The sequence below is a fragment of the Actinospineispora spinosispora DSM 44797 genome (genome assembly GCF_000429025.1).
In the GTDB taxonomy this organism is placed as follows: Bacteria; Actinomycetota; Actinomycetes; order Mycobacteriales; family Pseudonocardiaceae; genus Pseudonocardia; species Pseudonocardia spinosispora.
In genome coordinates, this window is the sequence record NZ_KE386835.1 from 350,033 (window position 1) to 373,024 (window position 22,992).

Below are 22,992 nucleotides of genomic sequence, written 5' to 3' on the forward strand. Positions count from 1 at the left end.
GTCGATCCGCGATGGACTTCTCCCTGTCAGCAACACCACCGAGTACCGGGAGCAGGACATGCCGATCGTCACCATCCAGCAGGGCCCGCGCAGCATCGAGCTTAAGCGTGAGCTGGTCAAGCAGGTCACCGACGCGTTCGTGAGCTCGCTGTCCATCCCCGCCGAGGCGGTGCAGGTGTGGATTCACGAGGTCCCCACGGACAGCTGGGCAGCGGCGGGGAAGCTGATCGCCGACAAGTAGGCACGGACTCGACTTCGCAGAGCTTCACGTCGCGTCGCAGACACTGCAGTGTCTGCGACGCGACACGAGCCTCTGCGAGGCGGCGCGAACGGGGCTGTTGGGGTGCCAGGCGCGGCGTGTGCTCTCTCAGAGAGTGACCGTCTTCCAGGGCTCTCGGCCGGGGACGTCCCTGCCGAAGGTGTCGGGGTTCGTACCCAGGGACCCCGCCGCGTCCAGGGCTATGCGTTGGACGGCCGCCGTCAGGGGGAAGATCGACAGGGGTTCGCTCAGGTCGTGGTTCATGATCGTCGTGGTCGGGACGCCCGCCTGCTCGGCGGCCTTCGCGATGTCCCGGGTGCGCTGGGACTGCGAGCCGCCGCCGTCCAGGCACACCAGGTGGTCGTTCGCCCGCAACGCCACCGACGGGCCGTGCAGGAACTGCTCGACCGACAGTCCCTCGGTCGCCACGTAGGCCGCCTCACGGATCTTGAGCGCCCCTTCGGCGGCGGTCCACTGGTTGATCCCGGCGCCGATCAGCTCGATCAGCCGCTCGGGCGGTGTCACCGAGGGCGAGGTGTCGACGGCGGCCTGCACGACCTTCGGGATGTCCGCGAGCGAGCCGAGGTCCGCGCCGAGCGCCTCGGCGAGCTGGGCGTGGCGCAGCAACGCGGCGAGGTGGCTCGCGGTGTATGCGGCGGAGGTCTCCTTCGGCACGGTGCGCAGGTCGGCCTCGGCCGCGTCCAGCCCGCTGATCCGCACGACGTCCAGGCCACGCTCGCCGGCCAGGGTGATCGCCTCGGCGGTGAACCGCTTGGCGCCGGTGTGGGTCATGGCGACCACCACGTCGACGTCGTCGAGCAACGCGGCCTCGGTCGCCACGTCGACCGACTGCGCCGCGCTCGCCGTCGTCCCCGAGCGGCGCAACAACGCGGCTCCCTGCGCCGCGGCGTGCCAGCTCGTGCCGGTGCCGATCACCAGCACCCGCCGCCCGGCGAGGCGTTCCGAGACCGCCGCGACCGGACCGGGTTCCGCGATGAGCTGCGCGAGCGCGGCGGACTGTCCGCTCATGGTCGCCCACATCCTGCTGTCGGCGGCTGCTGGGGCTGACATCACCATCTCCTCACGTCCGGGTACCTGAGCAGGACGGTAGGGAGTCGGCGGGCCCGGCGCCCAGGTCCAGTTCGCCGGGACTCCAGCAGTCCACTCCATCAGATACCCAACCGCGGTATCGTATTAACCCTAGGGGGGTATGGTACGTTCGAGTCGTCGGATGATCGGAAGGGGCGGACCGTGAACGGGTACGCGGAGGACAAGGACTCGTATCTCAAGCGCATGCGCAAGATCGAGGGCCAGGTCAGGGGTATCGCCCGGATGATCGAGACCGACCAGTACTGCATCGACGTACTGACCCAGGTCTCCGCCGCGACGAAGGCCCTCGAGGCGGTCGCCCTCGGGCTGCTCGACGAGCACCTCAAACACTGCGTCGTCGAGGCGGTCGCGGAAGGCGGTCTCGTCGCCGACCGGAAGGTCGCCGAGGCGAGCGCCGCGATCGCGCGCCTGGTCAGGTCCTGAGCGATCCGATGAACACCGCAACCCGACTCGCCACCTACGCCGCCGCGCTCGCGGTGGTCGCGGGCATCGGCGCCACGATCGGCTCCGCCGTCGGTCCGCTCAGGACCACCCCGGCGGCGGCGGAATCGCACTCGGCGGGCGCGCACAGCCACGGGTCCTCCTCGGCCGTCACCCAGCTGCCGGGCGGGCTCGCCTCGCACAGCAGCGGCTACACGTTCGAGCCGGTCGCCGCCGCACCGGGCACCTTCGCCTTCCGGATCCTCGGGCCGAACGGGGCACCGCACACGGCGTTCGACATCGAGCACGACAAGCTCATGCACCTCATCGTGGTGCGCCGCGACACCACCGGCTTCCAGCACGTCCACCCTCAGATGGCGCCGGACGGCACCTGGACCGTTCCGCTGACGTTGCCGGCGGGCGGCAGCTATCGCGCCTTCGCCGACTTCGTGCCCGCCGGACGGCTCGGACTGACGTTGGGTGTCGACCTCGCGGTGCCCGGTGACTTCCAGCCGGTCACCCACCAGCCGAGCCGCGTCTCGGAGGTGGACGGCTACCAGGTGAGCCTCGACGGCACGCTGACACCGGGGCGGGTGTCCCCGCTGACCGTGACCGTGCGCAAGGACGGCCGCGCGGTCACCGACCTGCAGCCCTACCTCGCCGCGTACGGGCACCTCGTCGCGTTGCGCGAGGGCGACCTCGCCTACCTGCACGTCCATCCGGACGGCGCGCCCGGCGACGGTCACACGCTCCCCGGACCGAGCATCAGGTTCGACACCGAGGTACCCACCACCGGCAGTTATCGGCTGTTCCTCGACTTCTCCCACGGCGGCGCGGTGCACACCGCGACGTTCACCGTGAGTACCACCGAGACCGAGGGAGGAACACGGTGAGCACCACCGAACAGCACACCGTCACCGACATCGAGCTGGCCATCGAGGGCATGACCTGCGCCTCCTGTGCCAACCGCATCGAACGCAAGCTCAACAAGCTCGACGGCGTCACCGCGACGGTCAACTACGCGACCGAGAAGGCCCGCGTCCTCGCGCCCACCGGTGTCGACCCGTCGACGCTGCTCGCCCAGGTCGAGGCCGCCGGCTACCACGCTGCCCTGCCCGAAACGACAGCGCCCGAGCCGGAGGCCGAGGCGGCGGACCCGGCGCGCACCCGGCTGCTGGTCAGTGCGGTGCTGTCGGTGCCGGTCATCGCACTGGCCATGGTCCCGGCTCTGCAGTTCACCTACTGGCAGTGGATTTCCCTGGTGCTGGCCGCGCCGGTCGTGGTGTGGGCGGCGCTGCCGTTCCACCGGAGCGCGTGGATGAACCTGCGCCACGGCGCTGCGGGCATGGACACGCTGATCTCGATGGGCGTACTGGCCGCGTTCGGCTGGTCGCTCTACGCGCTGCTGTTCGGCACGGCGGGCACGCCGGGCATGGTCCACGCGTTCGAGCTGACCATCGCGCCCGGTGACGGTGCCGCGAACATCTATCTCGAGGTCGCGGCGGGTGTCACGACGTTCATCCTCGCCGGCCGGTACTTCGAGTCCCGGTCCAAGCGTCGTGCTGGCGCCGCGCTACGTGCACTGCTGGAACTGGGCGCGAAGGACGTCGCCGTGCTGCGGACCGTCGACGGCCAGGTCGTCGAACAGCGGATCCGCATCGAGCAGCTCGCGGTCGGCGACCGGTTCGTGGTGCGTCCCGGCGAGAAGATCGCCACCGACGGGACCGTCGAGGAGGGCAGCTCCGCGGTGGACGCGAGCATGCTCACCGGCGAGTCGGTGCCGGTGGAGGTCCGCGAGGGCGACACCGTCGTCGGCGCGACCGTCAACGCGGGCGGCCGGCTCGTGGTGGTGGCCACCCGGGTCGGCTCGGACACCCAGCTCGCCCAGATGGGCAGGCTCGTCGAGGAGGCGCAGACCGGCAAGGCCGCCGTGCAACGGCTCGCGGACCGCATCTCCGGGGTCTTCGTCCCGATCGTCATCGCGCTCGCCGTCGGCACGCTCGCGTTCTGGCTGGGCGCGGGAGCCGACGCGGCCACGGCGTTCACCGCCTCGGTCGCCGTACTGATCATCGCCTGCCCGTGCGCGCTCGGGCTCGCCACTCCGACGGCGCTGCTGGTCGGCACCGGGCGCGGCGCCCAGCTCGGCATCCTGATCAAAGGCCCGGAGGTGCTGGAGTCCACCCGGCGGGTGGACACCGTCGTGCTCGACAAGACCGGCACCGTCACCGCGGGCCGGATGAGTCTGATCGCGGTCCACAGCGGCGACACCGACGAGGACGTGGCACTGCGCCTGGCCGGCGCCGTGGAGAGCGCGTCCGAGCACCCGATCGCGGCCGCGATCGCGCGGGACGCCGAGGAGCGGGTCGGGCCGCTTCCCCGGGTCACCGACTTCGCCAACTCCGAAGGGCTCGGGGTGCGCGGGACGGTCGAGGGCCACGCGGTGGTCGTCGGTCGCCCTGCGCTGCTGGACGAACCGCTGTCCCCCGAGCTCGACGCCGCGAAGACCGAGGCCGAGTCCTTGGGGCACACCGCGGTCGTGGTCGCGTGGGACGGCGCCGCGCGGGCCGTGCTGGTCGTCGCGGACACCATCAAGCCCAGCTCGGAGCGGGCGATCGCCACGTTGCGCGATCTCGGGCTGCGGCCGGTGCTGCTCACCGGCGACAACACGGCGTCGGCACAGGCGGTCGCGGCCGTGGTCGGCATCGACGAGGTGATCGCCGAGGTGCTGCCCGCCGACAAGGTCGACGTGGTCAAGCGGCTGCAGGAACAGGGCAAGGTCGTCGCCATGGTCGGCGACGGGGTGAACGACGCCGCCGCGCTCGCCCAGGCCGACCTGGGCATCGCCATGGGAACCGGCACCGACGTGGCGATCGAGGCCAGCGACATCACCCTGACCAGGGGCGACCTGTCCGCCGCCGCCGACGCGATCCGGCTGGCCAGGCGCACGCTTGGCACGATCAGGGGCAACCTGTTCTGGGCGTTCGTCTACAACCTGGCGGCGCTGCCGCTCGCCGCGATGGGCCTGCTCAACCCGATGATCGCCGGGGCGGCCATGGCGTTCAGCTCGGCATTCGTCGTGGCCAACAGCCTGCGCCTACGCTCCTTTCGCTAGTGAGCGACTGAACTCGGTGCTGCTGTGGGCGCTGAAGACGCTCACCTCGGCACCGTGTTCGGCGACCAGCGTGCGCAGGCGGTTCTGGTTGTCGACGCGCGGGCCACGCTGGGCCTGCATGAGCGTCTCGAACACCGCGATACCGGGTGGACAGCTGGGTGCCGCCTCCAGCTCGCCGTGGAAGAAGTACGAGTCGCCCGCGCTCAACACCCATCCGTCGCCGTTCCTCACCGCGACACCGGCATGGCCGCGGCTGTGCCCCACGAGAGGCACGATCAGGACGTCCGACCCGAGCCCGTCCAGCTCGCGCACCGCGTCGAAGCCGAACCACGGGTCGCCCTCGGTGCGGTAGGCGCGGAACTTCGGCCCGTGCGCGAACTGCTGGGGCCGGTAGCGCTCCTTCTCCGCGCGGTTGCGCGGCGACTGCATCGCGTCCAGCTCGTCGGAGTAGATGTGGACCACGGCGTCCGGGAAGTCCGCGAGCCCGCCGGCGTGGTCGAGGTCGAGGTGGGTCAGCACGATGTGCCGGACGTCCGCCGGGTCGAGGCCGAGCCGCACGATCTGTTCGACGGCGCTCTCCGCGCGGTCCCTGGTCGGGGCGATCGCCAAGCAGAACGACCTGCCCAGCCACTCGTTCGGCCGGCTGGTGGCCTGGGTGCCGATGCCGGTGTCGATCAGGGCCAGGCCGTCCTCGGTCTCGAGCAGCAGGACGTGACAGACCATCTCGGCCCGGCGCAGCACACCGGGATTGCCGTCGAACAGCGTGCCGCCGAGCGGCCGCATGGTCCCGCAGTTCAGGTGATGGATGCGCATGTGAGCAGCTTACGGTGTACGTCCAGTCTGACCTGGACACACGACACCGGCGGCACGGGAATCACCCGGGTTTGCTATAACCACGAGCATGCCCAGTGCAATCACCCGGTTGTCGCTGGTCACCCTGTGCGCCGTGACGCTGGCCGCCGGTTGTTCCGCCGCACCTGAGCCGGTCGCTCCTCCGCCCGTGACCTCGGCGGCGCCGAGCCCGTCCCCGACACCGCCGCCGAAACCCGTCCCGCCGCCACCACCGGGCGCGATCCGCCCGATCGCCGCGCCGACCGGCTGCACGAGCACCGTGACCGTCGGCACCGCACTCCGGCCGACCCTGGCCGCGGCGACTCCGGGCAGCACGATCTGTCTGCACGGCAATCTGGGCGCCCGATTATCGATCAGCCGTTCCGGCACGGCCCAGGCCCCGATCCGGGTGCTCGGCGACGGCACCACGAGCGTCACCGGCATCGGGATCGAGGCCAACTACGTGACGGTGTCCCGAGTGAACGTGATCCGTCCGCCCGCGCCCGGCGTGGTGCTGAGCGGCAACACGATCACGTTGGAGAACTCCACCGTGATGAGCCCGCAGGGCGACGACGGCGACGGAATCCGGTTCTGGGGCAGCAACATCGTCATCCGGCACAACACGATCGCGCACACCCGCAACGCCAACCACGCGCACGCGGACTGCATGCAGACCTTCGCCACCGACTCCGACAACCCGGCCAGTCAGCGGATCCTGATCGACAACAACCGCTGCGAGGACATCGACAACAACTGCCTGATCGTCGAGGGCCCCAACAGCGAGGCGGGCGACGGCAGCGGTGTGGGCTCCACCAGCAACATCACCTACTCGAACAACTACTGCGCCAACCGCGCCGCGCAGGCGGTCCTGATCGACGACGTCAGCCGCGTGACGCTCACCAACAACGAGATCGTCGGCGCGGACCACGCCTTCGCGCTGCAGAACGGCACGAGCGGCGCGAAGATCAGCGGCAACAAGCTGCACGCCGGCGTCCAGTTCGAGGTGGGCATGGACGCCTCCTCCCGCACCGGCTACCAGGGCCCCCCGTCCGGCGGCCCACCCTGATCCGACTTCGCAGAGCTTCGTGTCGTGTCGCAGACACTGCAGTGTCTGCGACACGACACGAAGCTCTGCGAAGTCAGCCGAGAGCACGCCGCAGGCGGGCCGCGACCGGGGCGAAAGCTGCCAGGTCCTGCCAGGTCCAGCGGACCATGGTGAAGCCCTCGGCACGGAGCTCGTCCTCGCGCAGCTTCTCCCGGTACACGATCTCTGATGCCGCCTGACCTGGCCCCAGCAGTCGCCCGTACTTGACCTTCCCGTCGAACTCACCGAGAACCCCGTGCTCCGGCCAGGCGAAATCCGTCCGGCCGATGAACCGTCCCGACGGCGAGCGCACCTCCCACTGCGGTACCGGTGGTGGCAGCCCGGCCAGCGCGATGGCCACCCGGCTCCGTGACTCACCGACGCTCTCGCTCAGCCCGTTCATGAATCCGACCGCCCGCCGTGCCCTGGCGCATCCCGGGCGCCGGGAGGCCTCGGCCAACGCGCTCGCCAGCTCCGTCGAGGTGATCAGCCGTACAGCGGCGTCACCGGTCACGATGGCCGCCTCGAACGGTGCCGATCGCGCGACGTCGAGGACCGTTCGCGCGATCGATGTCGTCGAGAATCCGTCCATTTCGCACAGATCGTCTGGGCCGAGCGGCGCGGCGTGCATATGGACCCGCGCGCTCCGCCGGGCACCCGACCGCCGGTCCCGGGTCACCGACACACGATCGAGCGGCATCCCCCACACTGGCAGACCGTGCATCACCGCGGCCGAAGCGTGGCTCAACACGGCACCGTGCGCCAGCTCGCCCAACGAGGCACCGACGAGCAGCCGGTGCCGATCGGCATCGTCGTCCGGTTCGGGACCGGCCAGGTAGTTGCCGCGCCGGATCATGGTCAGCTCACCGGTCTTGCGCAGCTGTCTCAGCTCGGCATCGGTGAAGCCGGCGTCGAGCAGCCCACGGCGCCGGTGGAGCGCGAGATCATCCATGCCGACCACCGTGCCGCATTTCTTCGGCTTTGTGGGCGCTGACCTGCACGTCTGTGGACAACTCGGCTCGATGTGCACAACTCCGCGAGCCCTCGCAGAGCTTCGTGTCGCGTCGCAGACACTGCAGCGTCTGCGACGCAACGTGAGGGTCTGCGAAGTGGTTGCGCCTACTGCGAGGACTGCAGATCCTGATAGTCCTGCGATACCCGACGAATGACCTCGACGGCTTGTTCGCCGAAGACAGCCAGCTTCTCCAGCTCGGCGAAAAGCGCGAGATAGTCGTCGAGATCACGCTGATCGGTGGACAGTGCGGTGGCGGTCTTGGTAGCGATCAGCGCTGCGCGCGCGTCGTACAAATGGAACCCGTGCGGTGCGAACACAGGCGAGAGCGTGCGTGCCGGAATGATGCCCAGACGGACGTGCGGCAAGGTGCAGGCCTCCGCGATCTGGGCCAGCTGTTCGACCATGACAGCCGGTGAACCCACATGCCAGTTCAGTGCGCCCTCGGTCTGAATCAAAGTCCACGAGCGCCCGCCATCCGCGGCCAGCTGTGGGTAGCGACTTGCACGGCTGGCGGCAAGTTCCGCAGGCGGATCCGCATTCGCCGGTCTGCTGGGGCGCGGCGCGGTAAACACTGTCAGGGCGTAAGGCACGGTCTGGAGCACCCCCAGCACCATGCCCGGGTGGAAGGAACGCACGTGGCCGGATGATGCCTCGACATCCTTCATCCGCTGTTGGAAATGCAGGTTATTGCCGCGTTGCATGACCAGGCGGGAGTCGAGCCGAGCAGGCTCCATAATCGATACCAACTCCACCAGCCGCTCCCGCTCGGCGGGCGACGACCGGTACAGCGCGGCCAACGCACGGACCGTCACCACGTCCGGGACCTTCCGGCCGGTTTCGATTCGAGAAAGCATCGATTGCGTCAGACCCGCGTGGCGCGCGGCGTCAGGTTGGCGGAGATCTGCACGTTCGCGCAGGTCAAGGAGGAGCCGCGACAGTTCGTCGAGCTCCTCCCTTGCCTTTCGCCTACCGCGTGCCATTCGTGGCTAAGACACCTTTCCGTACCTGCTCCGCGCGAGTTCGGGGTGCCGACCCCACCAGTCGGTGAAGGGCTCGGCCATCGCCCATGCGGCGTCACGACTACTTCGATACATGTCGAGCATGGACGGCTCCAGTGTGGCACCGAGGAACTCACCGGTCTCGGCGTAGTGCATCCGCACCGGATGCGTGTCATCGATCAACCAATAGTCGTGATCAACCAGGATCGAGGGCAGCTGATGTTCCCCTTGCCGCAGAATCCGGACGTCTTCACCCGCGCGCCCATTGAGCACGTAAGCCCACTCACACTCGTACCGCTCATAGTCGTGTATCGGCTCGTGCAGAAGCCGCACCCGATGCCGATAGAGACCCCGCGCCCTTTCCGAGGCGAGACGGTCCAGCCAAGGCTGTTTGCGCGCCACGGTCGGCTCAGCTTCTCCAGCGAGGTAGCGACCGTAGTCGCTGCCGTCTGAGTCAACTTCATAGATCGGCAGCCGTTCCCAGCGGTACGCGGTTGCGGTGAAGTTGGTACGAATGAAGTCACGCAGCTCGACGACGTTCATCATCAGCCGGTCACCCCGAAGATCATCCCCTCGTCCATCTCGAACAGCGCCTCTCCCGGTCCGATGTGCCGGGCGTAGGCAGCGAGTAGGTCAGGCTCAGTGACCAGACGAGCAACTCCCTGCACCTTCCCCGGACGTGCGGGCACGGTCCCCAGCATGGGGCAGGTCTCGTCGTCCCCGCAGGAGCCCCACAGCACTCGGATCGTGTAGTCGACGTTCTCTGCCACAAAAGTCCCCTCACCCAGCAGGCCGTTGAGATCGAATATATCGCGTACATGAGGATAGTCAACCTCTATCTGAATTTTGCCATCGACCTTCGGGCAGTTCAGCCTCTTCAGGTGCGCTTGTAATAGTTGACTGAAGTCTGCATACTCCGACACCTGACTCACTCCTGAGCCAGAAACGACGAGGAGGCCCCGGCGGATTGCGGCCGCCGAGGCCTCGGTGACTAGATCTTGGAGGGATCCGGTCGTGGACAGATTACGTGTGATGGAGCGAGTACATGGTGCGGTGCTCTCGCTGTGCAGGACTGTGGTGCGGCTCGGATGACCGCCGACGGGGGGTTCGGTATGGGGGACCTGAACTTCGTGGTGGAGTTCATGCTGGTTCAACCGGGGATGGTCGAGGGAGTGCTGGCCGCGCACACCCGGTCCGACAACGGCGACTGTGCCGGCTGTGGCGGTGTGCAGGGAGTGAAGTGGCCGTGCGTGCACTACTCGTGCGCGAGAGCGGCTGCCTCCTGGTGTGATCGACACGCAGACGTCACACCGCTACGCGGATAGCCAAGCCGGGTCGGCGTCGCTCACGAGCGCGCCGGCCCGGTCAGAGGCGGCCGCCGGAGGTGTTGTCGCCGGAGAGGCGCTGGGCCAGGTAGACGGGGACCGTCGAGAAGACCACCAGGATCGCGGCCACGACGTTGACCACGGGGGCCTGGTTGGGGCGGAACAGGTTGTTCAGGATCCAGATCGGCAGGGTCTCCATGCCGGTGCCGAGGGTGAACGTGGTCACGATGATCTCGTCGAAGGACAGCGCGAACGCCAGCAGACCGCCCGCGAGCAGCGCCGAGCGCAGCATCGGGAAGGTCACCAGGCGGAACGTCGTGATGCCGTCCGCGCCGAGGTCCATCGAGGCTTCCTCCAGGCTGCCACCCATGCGGCGCAGCCTGGCCACGACGTTGTTGAACACCACGACGATGCAGAACGTGGCGTGCGCGACGATCGCGGTGAACAGGCCGAGGTCGATTCCCAGGATCGTGCGGAACGCGTTGTTCAGCGCGATACCGGTGACGATGCCGGGCAGCGCGATCGGCAGGATCAGCAGCAACGACACCGAGTCGCGCCCGTAGAACCGGTAGCGCTGCAGTGCGAAGGCGGCCATCGTGCCGAGGACCAGCGCGATCGCGGTCGCCGCGACACCCGCGCGGATGCTCGTCCACAGCGCGTTCAGCGCGCCGGCGTTGCCGGTGACCCGCTCCCACCACTCGAGCGTCAGGTGCGCGGGCGGCCAGCCGAACGAGGTGTCGGCGTTGAACGAGTTGACCAGTACGAGCAGCAGCGGGAAGTAGATCACCGCAAGGCCCAGCGCCAGCGCGCCGAACAGCACGTACCTCGTGGTCCGGGAGATCGTCACGAGACGCCCCTACAGGTTGTCCAGCGCGCCGGTGCGACGCACGGCGGCCAGGTAGACGAGCATGATCACGACCGGGACGAGCGCCACGGTCGCCGCGAACGGCAGATTGTTCGCCGCGCCGATGTTGCTGTAGACGACGTTGCCGAGCATCTGGCTGGTGCCGCCGACGATGGTCACGGCGATGTAGTCGCCCAGGGTCAGCGAGAACGTGAAGATCGAGCCCGCCACGACGGCGGGGAACGCGAGCGGCAGCACCACCGAGGTGAACGTCCGCGCGGGCTTTGCCCCGAGGTCACCGGACGCGGCGAGCAGCGAGTCGGGCAGCCGTTCCAGGCCCGCGTAGATCGGCAGGATCATGTACGGCAGCCACAGGTAGGCCAGCGTGATGATCGTGGCGGTGAGCCCGTAGCCGGGGCTGTCCAGCCCGAGAGGCGACAGCAACCAGTGCAGGAAGCCGTTGCCGGACAGCATGCTGCGCCACGCGTAGGCCTTCACCAGGTAGCTCGCCCACAGCGGCGTCATCACCGCGATCACCAGCACACGCTGCGCGGCGGGCGAGGCGAGCTTGGCCATGCAGAACGCCATCGGGAACGCGATCACCGCGTCGATCAGCGTCACCAGCACCGCGATGCCCAGGGTGCGCAGCGTGATCGTCCGGTACACCGAGTCGGTCACCAGGGTGGCGAAGTTGTCCAGTGACCAGGACACCTGGACCTGGCCGGTGAACGTGTCCACCGTCCAGAACGCGGTGATGAACAGTGCCGCGAGCGCACCGAGGTACGCCAGGCCGAGCCACAGCAGCGGCGCGGACAGCAGCATCCCGAGCCGCAGGTTCGGCTTGCGGTACAGGTACGCGGCTGCTGCTCGCCTCATGTGGTGCTCCCGTCTACTACCCGTGAGTGGCGAGTGGTCCTATAGCGCCACTCCGCACTCACGACCAAAAAGCGGTCGTGAGTGCGGACTGGTGCTACGCCTTCGGCGCCGCTTCGCGGTAGAACCACTCGCCACTCACGGGGGGGTCAGCCTTTGATCTCGGTCCAGGCCCTGGTCCACTCGCCGTAGTCGGTGCACTTGGTGTCCGTGCGACCGTCGAGGCACTGGGTGATCGGCGTGGTCCAGTAGTGGATCTTCGAGGCGTAGTCCGCGTCGTCCGCGTGGTAGCCGGCGCAGAAGTTCTTGTCCGACGTCTGCGCGCACGCCTTGGAGTTGGCAGGCGCCTCACCGAAGTACTCGGCGACCTGCGCCTGCACCTTGGGGTCGGTGATGTGGTTCATCCACTTGTAGGCACACGTCTTGTGCGCCGACTTGGTGGCGAGCATCCAGGTGTCGGACCACCCGGTCGCACCTTCGCTGGGCACGGCCGACTGCACCGGGGCGCCGTCCTTCTGGACCTGGTTGACCGTCACCTGCCACGCGGTACCGACGACGCCGTCACCGTTCTTCAGCGACTGCGCTTCCTTCAGGTAGTCCGACCAGTACTCGCTGACCTGCGGACGCTGCTGCTTGAGCAGACCGACCGCGGCCTGGAACTGCTTCTCGTCCAGCGCGTACGGGTTCTTGATGCCCAGGTCGGGCTGGTGCGCCATCAGGTACAGCGCGGCGTCCGCGATGTAGATCGGCGAGTCGTAGGCAATGATCTTGCCCTTGTACGGCGAGTTCGCGTCGAACATCGCCGACCAGGACGTGAGCGCCGGGGTCACCTTGTCGGTGCGCCAGGCCAGGACGTTCGCGCCCCAGCCATGCGGGATGCCGTACATCGTGCCGTTCACGCTGTTCCACGGCTTGTCCTTGAGGAACGGCTGGATGTCGGCGTAGTTCGGCACCAGCGACGTGTTGACCGGCTCGACGTCACCGGACGCGATGAGCCGCAACGACGCGTCACCGGAGGCGGACACCACGTCGTACTGCCCGGTCTTCATCAGGCTCAGCGCCTCGTCGGAGGTGCCGAACGTCTTGACGCTGACCTTGCAGCCGGTCTCCTGCTCGAACGGCGTGACCCAGTTGACGCCCGGATCGTTCGACCCGTTCTCCGCGTAGCCCGGCCAGGCCAGCACGCTCAGCTGCCCCTCCGGCTGGCCCAGCGCGGCGAGCGGCTCGAGCTTCGGCGGGGTGAACCCCTGTCCACCGGGCGCCGCGCCCGACGAGCCGCCGCTCCCGGACGTGCCACATCCCGCCGCCAGGAGGCTCGCGCAGAGCACCCCGGCGAGTAGCAGTTTCCGTCTTCTCATGACTGGCCTTTCAGTTCTCGTCCGGAACGCGGAAGTTGTGGTCGTGGCGCCAGCTCAGCCGAACCCGGGTCCCCGGCCGGTGCGGTGCGTCGGCCACGTTCTGGTGCACGACGGACAGCTGACCACCGGCGTCGAGCGACACCTCGTAGCGCACGGTCGCGCCGGCGTACACGACGTTCGTGACCGCGCCGGTCGCGCTGGTCTCGCCGTCCGTGGCGGGCTCGGACAACCGCTCATCGAGGCGGATCTTCTCCGGCCGGATGCTGTAGACACCCGAGCGGCCGATCACCGCTTCGGCGGCGGGCCCGCGCAGCAGGTTCGACGTACCGACGAACCCGGCGACGAACGCGCTCGCCGGCCGCTCGTACACCTCCACCGGCGTCCCGACCTGCTCGATGCGTCCTTCGTTGAACACCGCGATCCGGTCGCTCATGGTCAGCGCCTCGTCCTGGTCGTGCGTGACGAAGATGAACGTGATGCCGACCTCGCGCTGCAGCGCCTTGAGCTCGGTCTGCATCGCCAGCCGCAACTTCAGGTCCAGCGCGCCGAGCGGTTCGTCGAGCAGCAGCACCTTGGGCCGGTTGACCAGCGCCCTCGCCAGCGCCACCCGTTGCCGCTGGCCGCCGGACAGCTGACTCGGCCTACGGCTGCCGTGCTCACCGAGGTGCACCGACCGCAGCGCCTCGGCGGCGCGCTCCTGCCGCTGCGCCTTCGGCACGCCCTTGACCCGCAGCCCGTACTCGACGTTCTGCCGCACGGTCATGTGCGGGAACAGCGCGTAGTCCTGGAACACCGTGTTGACGTCCCGGTCGAACGGCGCGAGCCTGCTGACGTCCCGCCCGTCCAGCTCGACCACACCCGCGGTGGGCAGCTCGAACCCGGCGATGAGCCGCAGCACGGTCGTCTTGCCGGACCCGGACGGGCCGAGCATCGAGAAGAACTCGCCCGGCGGGATGTCCAGGTCGACACCGTCGACCGCGGTGACGGACCCGAACTCCTTGCGCAGTCCGCGCAGCCGGATCGCGGGCTCGCCGGTGTCGACCGTGCGCGGGTCGTCGGTGGGCACGACGGGGGCCTGGTTGGGCATCCGGTTCTCCTAGAGGGCCGACATGACGTGCTTGATGCGCGTGTAGTCCTCGAAGCCGTACATCGACAGGTCCTTGCCGTAACCGGAGTGCTTGAACCCGCCGTGCGGCATCTCCGCGACCAGCGGGATGTGCGTGTTGATCCACACGCAGCCGAAGTCGAGCTTCGCGGCGAACCGCATCGCCCTGGCGTGGTCCTTCGTCCACACCGAGGAGGCCAGCGCGTACTGCACGCCGTTCGCCGAGGCCAGCGCCTCGTCGTCGGAGTCGAAGGCCTGGGTGGTGATGACCGGGCCGAAGATCTCGTTCTGGCTGAGCTCGTCGTCCTGGCGCAGCCCGGACACGACTGTCGGCGCGAAGAAGTAGCCCTGGTCCCCGACCCGCGAGCCGCCGTTGGCGATCGACGCGTGGTCCGGGATCCTGCCGACCATGCCGCTGACCTTCTCCAGCTGGGCGGCGTTGTTGAGCGGCCCGTAGAGCACGTCCTCGTCGTCCGGCAGGCCGGTCTTCGTGGCGGCGGCCTGCGTGGTCAGCGCCGCGATGAAGTCGTCCTGCACCTCACGCGCCACCAGCACCCTGGTCGCGGCGGTGCAGTCCTGGCCGCCGTTGAAGTAGCCGGCCACCGCGATCTCCTCGGCGGCCTTCTCCAGGTCCGCATCGGCGAAGACGATGACCGGGGCCTTGCCGCCCAGCTCCAGGTGCACGCGCTTGAGGTCGGCGGCGGCTGAGCCGGCCACCTCCATACCGGCGCGGACCGAGCCGGTGATCGAGGCCATCGCCGGGATCGGGTGCTCGATGAGCGCGCGGCCGGTGTCCCGGTCGCCGGTGACGACGTTGAACACGCCCTTCGGCAGGAACTCGGCGCAGATCTCGGCGAGCAGGACGGTCGAGGCCGGGGTGGTGTCGGACGGCTTGAGCACTACGGTGTTGCCGGCCGCGAGCGCGGGCGCGATCTTCCAGATGCCCATCATCAGCGGGTAGTTCCATGGCGTGACCTGCGCGCAGACACCGATCGGCTCGCGGCGCACGAACGAGGTGTAACCCTCCATGTACTCGCCGGCCGCGCGACCTTCGAGCACTCGTGCGGCACCGGCGAAGAACCGGAGCTGGTCGACGACGGCGGGCAGCTCCTCCGACGCAGTCAGCGCCAGCGGCTTGCCGGTATTGGCCGACTCGACCTTGACCAGCTCGTCGGCCCTCGCCTCGACCGCGTCGGCGATCTTGAGCAGCGCGAGCTGGCGCTGCGCCGGAGTGGTCGATCCCCAGGACTCGAAGGCGGTCGCGGCCGCGCGGACCGCGCGGTCGACGTCCTCGGCGCTGCTCACCGGCGCGGTGCAGTACGGAAGGCCGGTGGTCGGGTCGATCACGTCGGCCTGTGCGCCGGACGCGGCGTCGACCGACTCGCCGTCGATGAAGTTCCTCAACTGCTGCACGAACCCGCTCCTGTCAGTGACTTGGGACACTCTCAAGCCTTAAACATATAAGACCATATTTCAAATGACAACGGGGTAAACTCGCCTCGAGATCTGCCCGGTCGAGTGGAGGGGGTTGCCGTGGGCAAGCGGGTGCCGCACAGTGCCCGCGCCGCGCTGTTCGCTCCACTGGAACAGACCGGACGCGCCGAGGCCGTCACGCGCCGCCTGGTCGACGCGATCACCCTCGGGCTGCTGACCGACGCCGAACAGCTGCCCAGCGAGACCGAGCTGGCCAGCCAGTTCGGTGTGTCCACGGTGACCGTTCGGGAAGCGCTCGTCGCACTGCGCCAGCAGGGTCTCGTGGAGACCAGGCGAGGACGCGGCGGTGGCAGCTTCGTCCGCGCGCCCTCGGGTGCGAGCCCATGGCAGGACCGGCTGCGCGCCACGTCGCTGAGCGAGCTGCGCGACGTCGGCGACCACTACCTCGCCGTGGCGGGCGCGGCGGCCAAGCTCGCCGCCGACCGGGCGTCGGTCGAGGACATCGCCCGGCTGCAGCTGGCCACCGAGGACATCCGGGCCGCGACCGGCCCGGCCGCTGCTCGCGCAGAACGACACTTCCATCTGGAGGTCGCCGCGGCGGCGCAGTCCCCGCGCCTGACCCAGCAGGAGCTGGCCCTGCAAGGCGAAGCGGGCGGACTGCTGTGGTTACCCGTCGGGCACGACGGATCGACCGAGGCGCACACGGCGCATCGGGAGATCACCTCGGCGATCGCACGCGGTGACGGCGCGCTGGCCCGTACGCTCACCGAGGAGCACATCCTGGACGCCGTCGACCGGCTCGTCGAGCTGCACTTCGAGCTGATCGAATCCCCGGGGAGTGCTCTAGACTCCTCGCTTCGAGGTGAGTGATGTGACGAGCGCGCGGACCGATCTCGACAGCGCGGCTGCCGAGATCGTCGAGCAGGTCTCCCGGCTGGTCGAGGGGATCTTCGACGGGCTCACGCCCGTGCTCGCCGCCGCCGAGTCACTGCTCGCGGCCCCCGCCGCCGCCTCCGACCTGGACCGGCTGGATCCGCTGGTCATCGACATGCTGGACGACGTGGTGATCGGCGGCGGGTTCGTCGCGGCTCCGGACACCCTCGCCGACCAGCGCTTCGGCTTCGAATGGTGGACCACGGCCGACCGGGCAGGCCCCGAGCAGCTTTTCATCAGCCTGGACCCGAACAGCGACGCGTTCCTCGACTACACCAGGCAGTCCTGGTTCACCGTGCCCCGCGACACCGGCCGCAGGCACATCAACGGTCCGTACGTCGACTACCTGTGTACCGACGAGTACACGTTGACCTTCACGATCCCGGTCCAGGGCCGGTCGGCGTTCGCCGGGATCGTCGGCGCGGACGTGTTCGTCACCACCGTGGAGCGCCTGCTGCTCCCCGCGCTGCGCCGGCTGGACGGACGGGCGGCGCTGGTCAACGCGCAGGGCAGGGTCGTCGTGTCCACCTCGGCGCGCCAGGCGACGGGCTCCCTGATCCGTGAGGTGAACATCCCCGCCTGGTGGTCGGGAACGGAACAGCCCCGGCCCGGCACAACCCTGCACCGCTGCACCGACACCCCCTTGGCCCTGCTGGTCACCCACCCCACCCGTGAGTGATGTGGGCTGCCAGGGCAGCCCGAATCACTCACGGGATGTTCAGGGAAGGTTTGTTAGTCTTTCCTAAGTATGGTGAGCGGCGGACTAGGCGAGCGATCACGACGCATCGGCTTCGTCGTGGTACTGCTGGGGCTGGTGATTCTGGCCGCGATCGCCAGCATCTCGGTCGGCGCCAAGCCGATCCCCTTGGACCAGGTCTGGCACGCATTTCACTCCCCCAGCGGCACCGAGAACGACGTCGTGATCCTGTCGCTGCGGGTGCCCCGGACGCTGCTCGGCATCGGCGTCGGCATGGCGCTCGGTGTCGCGGGCGCGCTCATGCAGGGCCACACGCGTAACCCGCTCGCCGAGCCGGGACTGCTCGGGGTGAGCGGCGGCGCCGCGTTCCTCGTCGTGTTCGGCATCAACGTGCTGGGCATCAGCAGCCTGTACGGCTACGTCTGGTTCGCCTTCGCCGGCGCGTTCGGCGCGAGCGTGCTGGTCTTCATGCTCGGCTCGCTCAGCCGCGGCGGACCCACGCCGGTCACGCTCGCGCTGGCCGGTGTCGCGGTGAGCCAGCTGCTGGTCGCGCTGACCTCGATCATGATCCTGTCCGACGATCGCACGCTGGATGCCTACCGGTTCTGGTCGGTCGGCTCGCTCGCCGACCGCGACCTGGGTATCGGCGCACAGGTCGCACCGTTCCTGCTGGTCGGGCTGCTGCTCGCGGCGATCAACGCGCCCGCGTTGAACCTGCTGTCCCTCGGTGACGATGTTGCGCGCGGCCTCGGCCAGAACCTTCAGGTCGCGCGGTGGACCGGTCTCGTCGCGATCACCCTGCTGACCGGAGGCGCGGTGGCCGCCTGCGGCCCGATCAGCTTCGTCGGTCTGGTCGTCCCGCACGTCGTGCGCTACCTGATCGGCCCGGACCACCGGTGGCTGCTGCCGGCGTCCGCGCTGGCCGGCGCGGTGCTGCTGCTGGCCTCCGACGTCATCGGGCGGATCGTGGTCCGACCGGCCGAGCTGCAGGTCGGCATCGTGCTCAGCCTGATCGGCGCACCGTTCTTCGTCGCCTTGGTCCGCCGCAAGAAGATGATGAAGCTGTGACTCACCTGCGAACGCGGAGCACGACGATCACCCCGGGCACCGTCGCGAGCAGGCCCGCGCTGCGGGTCGGCCGGTTCTCCGGCGTCTGGCGGCCCCGGCTGATCCTCATCACGCTGCTCGGCGTCGGGTTGGTCGTGCTGCTCGCGGCGCTCAACATCGGCCGGGGCGACTACCCGATCTCGCTGGTCGACGTCCTGCGCACGATGGTCGGCGGTGGTGACGGCGCGCAACGTTTCATCGTGCTGGAGCTGCGGCTGCCCAGGACCCTGACCGGCATCCTGGTCGGGGCGGCGCTCGGGGTGGCGGGCGCGATCACGCAGTCCATCGCGCGCAACCCGCTGGCCAGCCCGGACATGCTCGGCGTGACCGACGGCGCGAGCGCGGCCGCCGTGCTGTTCATCGTGCTCGGCGGCGGCGCGACCGCCGGCATCGGTGGCGCGCTCGGCGGCCTGGGCACGCTCGGGGTGCCGGCGGCGGCGCTGGGCGGCGGACTGTTCGCCGCCGTGCTGGTCTACGGGCTGGCCTATCGGCGCGGCCTGGACGGTTACCGGCTGGTGCTGGTCGGCCTGGGGATCGAAGCCGTCGGCCTGTCCATCACGTCGTGGCTGCTGGTCATCGCCAAGATCGACGAAGCGGGTCAGGTGCTGGTCTGGATGCGCGGCTCGCTCAACGCCCGGGGCTGGGAGCACGTGATCCCGGTCGGCGCCGCGCTGGTCCTGCTGGTGCCGGTAGCGCTGATCCTCACGTTCCGGCTGAACGCACTCCAGCTGGACGACGACGCCGCGCGCGGTCTGGGCGTCACGGTGAACCGGTCCCGCACGGTCCTGGTGCTGCTCGCCGTACTGCTCGCGGCCGTGGCGACCGCGTGCGCGGGCCCGATCCGGTTCGTCGCGCTCGTCGTGCCGCAGATCTCGCTGCGCATGGTCGGCGCCTCCCGACCGCCGCTGCTCACCTCGGCCGTCTACGGCGCGCTGCTCACCGTCGGGTCGGACCTGATCGGCCGCACGCTGTTCGGCGACCAGCTGCCGGTCGGCATCATCACGATGGTGCTCGGTGCCCCCTACCTGCTCTACCTGCTCGTTCGGCGCAACCGTGGGGTGACCACCGCATGACTGGAGAACCGAGAGCCCGGCTGCAGGCGAGCGACCTGCAGCTCGGCTATGCCGACAACCTCGTGGTGGACGGCCTCGACATCGAGGTGCTCGACGGGACCGTCACGGCCGTGATCGGCCCGAACGGCTGCGGCAAGTCGACCTTGTTGCGCGCGCTCGGCCGGCTGCTCGCCCCTCGCCGGGGCCAGGTGCTGCTGGACGGCAAGCGCATCGACCGCTATCCCACCCGGGAGGTCGCCAAGATCCTCGGCGTGCTGCCCCAGACTCCGGTCGCGCCCGAGGGCCTGACCGTCGCCGACCTGGTCTCGCGGGGACGGCACCCGCACCAGGCCTGGTACCGGCAGTGGTCCACCGACGACGAGTCGGCCGTCGCCGAGGCTCTGCGCTGGACCGACATGGACGCCTTCGCCGACCGGACGGTCGACACGCTGTCCGGCGGCCAGCGCCAGCGGGTGTGGATCTCGATGGCACTCGCGCAGGGCACCGACCTGCTGCTGCTGGACGAACCGACGACGTTCCTCGACCTCGCGCACCAGGTGGACGTGCTCGACCTGGTCGAGCGGCTGCACCAGGAGATGGACCGGACGGTCGTCATGGTGCTGCACGACCTCAACCTCGCCGCGCGTTACGCCGGCCGGCTGGTGGCCATGAAGGACGGAAAGATCGTGGTGGCCGGAACCCCAGCCGAGGTCCTCACGGAGGACATGCTGCGAGAGGTGTTCGACCTGGACGCCCAGATCGTGACCGACCCGGTGGCAGGAACACCCTTGGTCGTCCCGATAGGCCGCCGCCACAGGGCCCGCGTCCCGGCCCAGCCCTAGGCCACTTCGCGCACCCAGCCCCCACTTCGCACAGCTTGCGCGGTATGCGAGGTGGAGGCTGGGTATGCGAGGTCGTGGGTCAGTGCCCGTGGCCTCCGCCACCGCCACCGCCGTGCGAACCGCCACCACCTGAGCCGCCGCCGTGTGAACCGCCGCCACCTGAGCCGCCGCCGTGCGAGCCCGAGCCGTGAGAGTCGCCGCCGGAACTGTGACCCGAGCCGCTGTGGGAGGACCCGCCGCCACCCCGGGACTGGTGTCCGCCGTCCGAGCCATGTCCGCCGCCGCCTTGGCGGCTCTCACCGGAGCCACCGCTGTGACCACCACCGGACTGACCACGGCTGTCCGACCGACCGGATGACTGACCCGAGTCCTTGCCGCCCGCCGAGCCGCGATCGGGCCTCCCGCTGCTCGTGCCCTGCGACCGTCCGGCGTCGCCGGGCTGGGTCGGACGACCCTGGCCGGCAGTCGCCGAACCCTGCCCGCGACCGGAGTCGCCGCCGGTTCCCGCCGAGGGCGCTGAGCTGTCCTGGGCCGGCTGTCCCGACGATCTGACCGTTTCCGACCCAGCGGGCGCACCACCCTCCGGACCCGGATTCGTGCCCGGGCCGTGTGCATTCGCGGCGCCGGTGCCCGAGGGCGTGCCCGGGTTCGTACCCGACCCAGCTCCGGGTGCTGCCCCTGCCCCGGTCGCGGGAGGCGTCCCCGGTCCAGTGCCGGGGCCCGTCCCCGGACCGGTCCCAGGGCCCGTGCCCGGCCCAGTGCCCGTTCCCGGACCGGTCCCCGGTCCAGTCCCAGGTCCAGTACCCGGGCCAGTCCCCGGACCAGTGCCGGGGCCAGTCCCCGGGCCCGTTCCCGGACCGGTCCCCGGGCCCGTTCCCGGTCCAGTACCCGGGCCTGTTCCTGGCCCAGTCCCTGGCCATGGCCAGTCGTGATCGTGGCCGGGGCGCCAGTGGTGGCCGTCGCGGTGGTCTCGGTCTCTGTCCCCGAAGTTCCAGTACCAGTGGTGACCGGCGTCCGAGGAGTCCTCGTCGTCGTGGACGACCGGCGACAGATCTCCGTCGGAGTCATCGGGCCGCGCAACCGGGAGGGGAAGCCTGCGACCGGGCGCGAGCACCTCGGCGATGATCGGCGCCGACGGCGGGTCGGCCGCCAGCACCATCGGCGCGGGGTGTCGCTGTACCGGGGACAGCGCGACCGGGATCGGCAGCGGAACCCCACCGGTGGCGATCGACTGGGCGAGCACGGTGACCCCACCGAGTGCCCCGACCGTCAACACCGCCGCGGTCGCGGCCGTTCTGGTCCAGTTCATCGAGCCTGCTCGCCGGATCACGGCCTCGACAGGTGGCAGTGCCACGTCCCGAACCAGATCCGCATCGAGCGCCCGCAGCTCGCCGGGCACGTACTCACTCACACAATCGGTTATACCGCTTAGAACAGCTAATTAGCAAAGTTAATCTTAGAGGGCACTCATCTGGTCAACAGCCGCCGACCTTGCACTTGTTCCCACAGAGGTGTCTACTGGATTTGAACACGTTCAAAACAACGGGAGACCCCCATGAACAGCGAGCTGACCAGCTATCTCGTCCTCCTTGTCGCCGGCGTCACACTCACCGCGCTGGTCGGGGTGATCCTCCGTCGCAGCGGCCAGTCGCTCCTGGAAGAGGTGTATTCCGCGCCACGTGCGGCGGGAATCACGCGCCTCGTCACGGTCGGGTTCCACCTGTTCGCACTCGGCATCCTGGCGATCATCTCGACGATCGACCCGCCGGTGGACGGGCAGCTGCAGTCGATCGTCACGCGGCTCGGCGTGATCCTGCTCGTCCTCGCCGCCTCGTACGGCCTCACCCTGGTCGTGCTCGACCGCATCAAGGAGTCACATCGCCGCGCGGAGCTGGACGAGGAGTTCACCTCGGCGATGCGCGCGCGTTCATGACCGGTCCGAAGTCGGAACGGACCAGGGAGCAGATCGTGGCCGCCGCGCTACGACTGTTCCGCGAGCAGGGTTATCAGGGCACGACGATGCGCGCGGTCGCATCCGAGGCCGGCGTGTCGGTGGGTAACGCGTACTACTACTTCGCCTCGAAGGACGAGCTGGTCCAGGGGTTCTACGAAGAGATGCTGGCGGAGCAGCAGCGGGCCTGCGCCTCGGTGTTCGCCGCCAGCACCGACTTCGCCGAACGCCTGCGCGGCGTACTGCACGCCTGTTTCGACGCCGCCGAGCCGTACCACGAGTTCGCCGGCAAGTTCTTCGCCACCGCAGCACAGCCGGACAACCCGTTGTCGCCGTTCAGCACGACGTCGTCACCGGCGAGGGACGGCTCGATCGCCCTGTTCCGCGAGCTGATCGACGGGTCCTCGATGCGGATCGGCCCCGAGCTGGGCGCCACCCTGCCCGAGCTGCTGTGGCTCTACGAGCTGGGCATCGTCCTGTACTGGGTGCATGACACGTCGGAGAACACCGCCCGGACCCGCGCGCTGATCGAACACACCGTGCCGATGGTCACCCGACTCGTCCGCTTGTCCCGGCTCCCGGTGCTGCGCCCGCTGACCCGACAGACCGTGGACCTGATCGGCATGCTCCGAGCCTGAGACG

The 22,992-nt window shown here is 69.3% G+C and carries 25 protein-coding genes; 13 read left to right on the forward strand and 12 right to left on the reverse strand.

Annotated features, from left to right (window positions below; translation table 11 throughout):
• The first annotated feature begins 58 nt into the window (after positions 1-58).
• Positions 59-241, forward strand: a complete 183-nt coding sequence (gene dmpI / locus G406_RS0135270) for a 4-oxalocrotonate tautomerase DmpI (protein WP_028937471.1) — start codon at positions 59-61, stop codon at positions 239-241.
• Between the two features lie 126 nt (positions 242-367).
• Here the strand turns inward: dmpI and G406_RS0135275 are convergent, their stop codons facing one another.
• Complete coding sequence (locus tag G406_RS0135275) at positions 368-1,330, reverse strand: SIS domain-containing protein (RefSeq protein WP_169736857.1); 963 nt, start codon at positions 1,328-1,330, stop codon at positions 368-370.
• A gap of 180 nt (positions 1,331-1,510) precedes the next feature.
• Here G406_RS0135275 and G406_RS0135280 point away from each other — a divergent pair, with 180 nt between their 5' ends.
• From G406_RS0135280 to G406_RS0135290, 3 genes are read left to right on the forward strand one after another with little or no spacing between them, the layout of a single operon-like run.
• Complete coding sequence (locus G406_RS0135280) at positions 1,511-1,792, forward strand: metal-sensitive transcriptional regulator (protein ID WP_028937473.1); 282 nt, start codon at positions 1,511-1,513, stop codon at positions 1,790-1,792.
• A gap of 8 nt (positions 1,793-1,800) precedes the next feature.
• Positions 1,801-2,682 (forward strand): hypothetical protein, encoded by an 882-nt coding sequence (locus tag G406_RS0135285; protein WP_028937474.1) that lies wholly within the window; start codon positions 1,801-1,803, stop codon positions 2,680-2,682.
• Positions 2,679-4,901: a heavy metal translocating P-type ATPase gene (locus G406_RS0135290; protein WP_028937475.1), complete on the forward strand. Its 2,223-nt coding sequence runs from the start codon at positions 2,679-2,681 to the stop codon at positions 4,899-4,901. Before G406_RS0135285 ends, G406_RS0135290 begins: the two co-directional genes overlap by 4 nt.
• On the opposite strand, the gene G406_RS0135295 is transcribed toward G406_RS0135290, so the two are convergent.
• Positions 4,884-5,714 (reverse strand): MBL fold metallo-hydrolase, encoded by an 831-nt coding sequence (locus G406_RS0135295; RefSeq protein WP_028937476.1) that lies wholly within the window; start codon positions 5,712-5,714, stop codon positions 4,884-4,886. The two genes, G406_RS0135290 and G406_RS0135295, sit on opposite strands and share 18 nt — an antisense overlap.
• Positions 5,715-5,802: 88 nt before the next feature.
• On the opposite strand from G406_RS0135295, the gene G406_RS51900 reads away from it, so the two are divergent.
• A complete protein-coding gene (locus G406_RS51900; protein WP_156935322.1) occupies positions 5,803-6,798 on the forward strand; it encodes a right-handed parallel beta-helix repeat-containing protein in 996 nt (331 codons plus the stop codon).
• Between the two features lie 73 nt (positions 6,799-6,871).
• Here G406_RS51900 and G406_RS0135305 read toward each other — a convergent pair whose 3' ends face one another.
• The 4 genes from G406_RS0135305 to G406_RS0135320 form a co-directional block, all read right to left on the reverse strand.
• Positions 6,872-7,768, reverse strand: coding sequence for a hypothetical protein (locus tag G406_RS0135305; RefSeq protein ID WP_028937478.1), 897 nt, complete (start codon positions 7,766-7,768; stop codon positions 6,872-6,874).
• Between the two features lie 167 nt (positions 7,769-7,935).
• Positions 7,936-8,811, reverse strand: a complete 876-nt coding sequence (locus G406_RS51905; protein ID WP_037080221.1) for a helix-turn-helix domain-containing protein — start codon at positions 8,809-8,811, stop codon at positions 7,936-7,938.
• Positions 8,812-8,817: 6 nt separating this feature from the next.
• A complete protein-coding gene (locus tag G406_RS0135315; protein WP_028937479.1) occupies positions 8,818-9,375 on the reverse strand; it encodes a DUF6879 family protein in 558 nt (185 codons plus the stop codon).
• Positions 9,375-9,752, reverse strand: coding sequence for a hypothetical protein (locus G406_RS0135320; protein ID WP_028937480.1), 378 nt, complete (start codon positions 9,750-9,752; stop codon positions 9,375-9,377). The genes G406_RS0135315 and G406_RS0135320 overlap by 1 nt, the downstream gene beginning before the upstream one ends.
• Positions 9,753-9,917: 165 nt before the next feature.
• Here G406_RS0135320 and G406_RS0135325 point away from each other — a divergent pair, with 165 nt between their 5' ends.
• The gene (locus tag G406_RS0135325; protein WP_028937481.1) at positions 9,918-10,154 is read left to right on the forward strand and encodes a hypothetical protein; all 237 of its coding nucleotides are present in this window, start codon (positions 9,918-9,920) and stop codon (positions 10,152-10,154) included.
• A 40-nt stretch (positions 10,155-10,194) separates the two neighbouring features.
• Here the strand turns inward: G406_RS0135325 and G406_RS0135330 are convergent, their stop codons facing one another.
• The 5 genes from G406_RS0135330 to G406_RS0135350 all read right to left on the reverse strand — a co-directional run bounded on the left by G406_RS0135330 (position 10,195) and on the right by G406_RS0135350 (position 15,747).
• Entirely contained in the window at positions 10,195-11,001 is an 807-nt protein-coding gene (locus G406_RS0135330) for an ABC transporter permease (RefSeq protein WP_028937482.1), read from the reverse strand.
• A 9-nt stretch (positions 11,002-11,010) separates the two neighbouring features.
• A complete protein-coding gene (locus tag G406_RS0135335; protein WP_028937483.1) occupies positions 11,011-11,874 on the reverse strand; it encodes an ABC transporter permease in 864 nt (287 codons plus the stop codon).
• 146 nt (positions 11,875-12,020) lie between these two features.
• A complete protein-coding gene (locus G406_RS0135340) occupies positions 12,021-13,229 on the reverse strand; it encodes an ABC transporter substrate-binding protein (RefSeq protein ID WP_028937484.1) in 1,209 nt (402 codons plus the stop codon).
• 10 nt (positions 13,230-13,239) lie between these two features.
• The gene (locus G406_RS0135345; protein ID WP_028937485.1) at positions 13,240-14,316 is read right to left on the reverse strand and encodes an ABC transporter ATP-binding protein; all 1,077 of its coding nucleotides are present in this window, start codon (positions 14,314-14,316) and stop codon (positions 13,240-13,242) included.
• 9 nt (positions 14,317-14,325) lie between these two features.
• Positions 14,326-15,747 (reverse strand): gamma-aminobutyraldehyde dehydrogenase, encoded by a 1,422-nt coding sequence (locus G406_RS0135350; protein WP_028937486.1) that lies wholly within the window; start codon positions 15,745-15,747, stop codon positions 14,326-14,328.
• Positions 15,748-15,867: 120 nt separating this feature from the next.
• Here G406_RS0135350 and G406_RS51910 point away from each other — a divergent pair, with 120 nt between their 5' ends.
• The 5 genes from G406_RS51910 (at position 15,868) to G406_RS51915 (ending at position 20,399) form a co-directional block, all read left to right on the forward strand.
• Positions 15,868-16,638, forward strand: a complete 771-nt coding sequence (locus tag G406_RS51910; RefSeq protein ID WP_051343123.1) for a FadR/GntR family transcriptional regulator — start codon at positions 15,868-15,870, stop codon at positions 16,636-16,638.
• Positions 16,631-17,380: a cache domain-containing protein gene (locus tag G406_RS0135360; RefSeq protein ID WP_425414661.1), complete on the forward strand. Its 750-nt coding sequence runs from the start codon at positions 16,631-16,633 to the stop codon at positions 17,378-17,380. Before G406_RS51910 ends, G406_RS0135360 begins: the two co-directional genes overlap by 8 nt.
• Positions 17,381-17,449: 69 nt before the next feature.
• Positions 17,450-18,466: a FecCD family ABC transporter permease gene (locus G406_RS0135365; RefSeq protein ID WP_028937488.1), complete on the forward strand. Its 1,017-nt coding sequence runs from the start codon at positions 17,450-17,452 to the stop codon at positions 18,464-18,466.
• Positions 18,463-19,578: a FecCD family ABC transporter permease gene (locus G406_RS0135370; RefSeq protein ID WP_342666267.1), complete on the forward strand. Its 1,116-nt coding sequence runs from the start codon at positions 18,463-18,465 to the stop codon at positions 19,576-19,578. Before G406_RS0135365 ends, G406_RS0135370 begins: the two co-directional genes overlap by 4 nt.
• Complete coding sequence (locus G406_RS51915) at positions 19,575-20,399, forward strand: ABC transporter ATP-binding protein (protein WP_037080228.1); 825 nt, start codon at positions 19,575-19,577, stop codon at positions 20,397-20,399. Before G406_RS0135370 ends, G406_RS51915 begins: the two co-directional genes overlap by 4 nt.
• Positions 20,400-20,478: 79 nt before the next feature.
• Here the strand turns inward: G406_RS51915 and G406_RS57490 are convergent, their stop codons facing one another.
• Positions 20,479-21,810 carry a hypothetical protein gene (locus G406_RS57490; RefSeq protein ID WP_156935323.1) on the reverse strand — a complete coding sequence of 444 codons (1,332 nt, stop codon included), beginning with the start codon at positions 21,808-21,810 and terminating at the stop codon, positions 20,479-20,481.
• 144 nt (positions 21,811-21,954) lie between these two features.
• Here G406_RS57490 and G406_RS51925 point away from each other — a divergent pair, with 144 nt between their 5' ends.
• Positions 21,955-22,332 (forward strand): hypothetical protein, encoded by a 378-nt coding sequence (locus G406_RS51925; protein ID WP_051343125.1) that lies wholly within the window; start codon positions 21,955-21,957, stop codon positions 22,330-22,332.
• A complete protein-coding gene (locus G406_RS0135385; protein WP_028937490.1) occupies positions 22,329-22,988 on the forward strand; it encodes a TetR/AcrR family transcriptional regulator in 660 nt (219 codons plus the stop codon). The genes G406_RS51925 and G406_RS0135385 overlap by 4 nt, the downstream gene beginning before the upstream one ends.
• Positions 22,989-22,992: the final 4 nt, after the last annotated feature.